Origin of the sequence: Kitasatospora sp. NPDC093558, assembly GCF_040683475.1 — a bacterium.
In the GTDB taxonomy this organism is placed as follows: Bacteria; Actinomycetota; Actinomycetes; order Streptomycetales; family Streptomycetaceae; genus Kitasatospora.
Genome location: NZ_JBFBDY010000701.1, coordinates 1 through 3,028, shown reverse-complemented (window position 1 = coordinate 3,028; position 3,028 = coordinate 1). Strand labels below are relative to the sequence as shown.

The window sequence follows — 3,028 nt, the reverse complement described above, 5'->3', positions numbered from 1 at the left end:
CCCCCGCGGCCGTCCCCGTCGTTAGGCTGACGCACACCGGGGCGGCCGCGGCCGATCCCCGTCCCTCTCCCCGACCGACCCCCCCGTACGGCGCGACCGCAGCACCCCCGCGGCCGCCAGTGAGGAGCAGCAGGGCATGGCGACTGAGGCCACGAGCGTGCGCCACGAACCCCTCGACGCCTCGGGCGCGGGCGCCGCGATCGAACGCTGGACGCTCACCGCCGGCCCGTACGAGGCGAGCGTGCTCACCCTCGGCGCCACGCTGCACACCCTCACCGCGCCCGACCGGGCCGGGCGCCGCGCCCAACTCCTGCTCGGCACCGACGAACTGGCCCAGATCCTCGGCCCGGCCCGGCACTACGGCACCGTCGTCGGCCGCTACGCCAACCGGATCGACGGCTCGCGGATCACCATCGACGGCGACGACCACCCGCTGGCCCCCACCGGCGGCGGCATGACCCTGCACGGCGGCCCGGACGGCTTCGCCAACCGGATGTGGGCCGCCACCGCGATCCCGGGCGGCGTCGAACTGCACCTGCACAGCCCGGACGGCGACCAGGGCTTCCCCGGCGCCCTGGACGTCACCGTCGCCTACACCCTCGACGCCGGGGGCGACCTGACCATCGCCTACCGTGCCGTCACCACGAAGCCGACGGTCGTCAACCTCACCAACCACGCGTACATCAACCTCGCGGGCGAAGGCACCGGCGACGTCCTCGGCCACCTGCTCACCCTCGACGCCGACGCCTACACCCCGGCCGACGAGCGGCAGATCCCGACCGGGCGGATCGAACCCGTGGCCGGCACGCCGTTCGACTTCACGACTGCCCGGCCGATCGGCAAGTCGGTGCACGACGAGCACCCGCAGCTGACCGGGCCCGGCGGCTACGACCACAACTGGGTGCTGCGCCCGCGCTCGGCCGACGGCACCCCGGCTCGGGCGGCGCTGCTGGAGGAGCCGGTCGGCGGGCGCACCCTGGAGGTGCTGACCACCGAGCCGGGCGTGCAGGTCTACACGGCCAACAAGTTCCAGGGCGCGGTGACGGGCGCGAGCGGGGTGGCGTACGGGCCGTTCGCCGGGATCGCGCTGGAGACGCAGCACTTCCCGGACTCGCCGCACCACCCGGACTTCCCCAGCACCGTGCTGCGGCCGGGGGAGGAGTTCCGCTCGACGACCGTCCTGCGGTTCGGGACGAACTAGTCGCAGGCGGGCTCCGGCAGGTCCCGGCGCATGCAGAGCCGGGGCCGGCGGTCGAGGCCGTGCTCGGCCTCCCGGCGGCGGATCTCCCGCAGGCCCGGCGTGAGGTCGCCGTCGGCGAGCGGGCGGAAGCCGCAGCGGGCGTGGCCGGGGTGCACCGAGACCTGCTCGATGCGGCTGATGCGCATGCCCCCAAGTCTCGTGCAAGCGGCTTTCCGCAACGCAGGGTGGTGGTCCAGGCCACAGGCCGACGGAGCGAAACGGTCAAACCCGGACATAGCTGGTCGCCGTCAACTACCGTGCGGCAACGTCCAGGACACGCGGCTGTAACGATCGCCGTTTCTTGCAGAAAGTTTCTGCAAGGGGTTTCCGTGACGTTTCGCCCGCTGTTAACTTCCTTCCAGCCCGACGGCAGCGAAGGTGCAGTCGGCACGAGGCAGCCATTATGCGCCTGTCTCCGAACATCTCGGGCACCCCCACCCTCCCAAGGAGTTCTCATGCGGCGTGGCATCGCGGCCTCTGCCCTCGTTGTGGCCCTCGCGGTCTCGATGGCTGCCTGTGGCAGCAGCGGCTCCAGCTCGGACGGCAAGGCCGACGGGCCGGTCACCCTCACGTACTGGGACACGTCGAACGCCACCAACGAGGCGCCGAACTACCAGGAACTGGTCAAGAAGTTCGAGGCGGCCAACCCGACCATCAAGGTCGACTTCGTCAACGTGCCGTTCGACCAGGCCCAGAACAAGCTGCAGACCGCCATGGGGGCCAAGGGCGCGCCGGACGTCTTCCGCTCCGAGGTCGGCTGGACCGCCGCCTTCGCCAAGGCCGGCTACCTGGAGCCGCTCGACGGCACCCCCGCCGCCGCCGACACCTCCGCCTTCCAGCCCAGCCTCGTCCAGCAGGCCAAGTACGACGGCAAGCTCTACGGCGTCCCGCTGGTGACCGACACCCTGGGCCTGCTCTACAACAAGGACCTCTTCGCCAAGGCCGGGATCACCGACGCCCCGAAGACCTGGGACGAGCTCAAGACCGACGCCGCCGCCGTCAAGGACAAGGCCGGTGTGGACGGCTTCTGGCTGAAGGCCGCCGACGGCTACTACGCGATGCCGTTCCTGTTCGGCGAGGGCACCGACACCGTCGACGCCGCGGGCAAGAAGATCACCATCACCTCGCCCGAGGCCGTCAAGGCCGTCGAGACCTACAAGTCGATGTTCACCTCGCCCGGCACCGCCAAGGCCGACGTCACCACCGACGCCTACGCGCACATGATGGACGCCTTCAACAGCGGCAAGGTCGCGGCGATCATCCAGGGCCCCTGGGAGATCACCAACATCTACAAGGGCTCCGCGTTCGCCGACAAGAAGAACCTCGGCATCGCCGCCGTCCCGGCCGGCTCCGCCGGCAAGGCCGGCGCCCCGACCGGCGGCCACAACATCTCCGTCTACGCCGGCTCCGACGCCGCCCACAAGGCCGCCGCCGAGAAGTTCGCCGCCTTCATGACCTCGGCCGAGAGCCAGGCGTTCATCGCGCAGAAGAACTCCACCCTGCCGACCCGCTCCGACGCCTTCACCGCCGACGTCAAGGCCGACCCGGGCATCGCCGGCTTCCAGGCCGTCCTCGCCAGCGCCAAGCCGCGCCCCGAACTGCCCGAGTACAGCTCGCTGTTCGCCTCGCTCGGCACCAACCTCGGCAAGGCCCTCCAGGGCACCGGCACCCAGGACGCCCTGAGCACCGTCGCCACCGACTACGCCAAGCTCCTCCCGGGCTTCGCCAAGTAGTCGCCGGCCGCCCGGCCCGCCGCGAGTGAGGGACACCCCCACGTCCCTCACCCCG

General features: G+C 71.4%; 3 protein-coding genes. 2 read left to right on the top strand and 1 reads right to left on the bottom strand.

Annotated elements, in window-relative coordinates; all coding sequences use genetic code 11:
* Nucleotides 1–136: 136 nt before the first annotated feature.
* On the top strand, nucleotides 137–1,201 hold the full coding sequence (locus tag AB0O00_RS33955; protein WP_363658414.1) for an aldose epimerase family protein: 1,065 nt from the start codon (nucleotides 137–139) through the stop codon (nucleotides 1,199–1,201).
* Here the strand turns inward: AB0O00_RS33955 and AB0O00_RS33950 are convergent.
* A complete protein-coding gene (locus AB0O00_RS33950; protein WP_363658415.1) occupies nucleotides 1,198–1,386 on the bottom strand; it encodes a hypothetical protein in 189 nt (62 codons plus the stop codon). The genes AB0O00_RS33955 and AB0O00_RS33950 overlap by 4 nt on opposite strands.
* 309 nt (nucleotides 1,387–1,695) lie before the next feature.
* Here AB0O00_RS33950 and AB0O00_RS33945 point away from each other — a divergent pair, with 309 nt between their 5' ends.
* Nucleotides 1,696–2,973: an extracellular solute-binding protein gene (locus tag AB0O00_RS33945; protein ID WP_363658412.1), complete on the top strand. Its 1,278-nt coding sequence runs from the start codon at nucleotides 1,696–1,698 to the stop codon at nucleotides 2,971–2,973.
* Nucleotides 2,974–3,028: the final 55 nt, after the last annotated feature.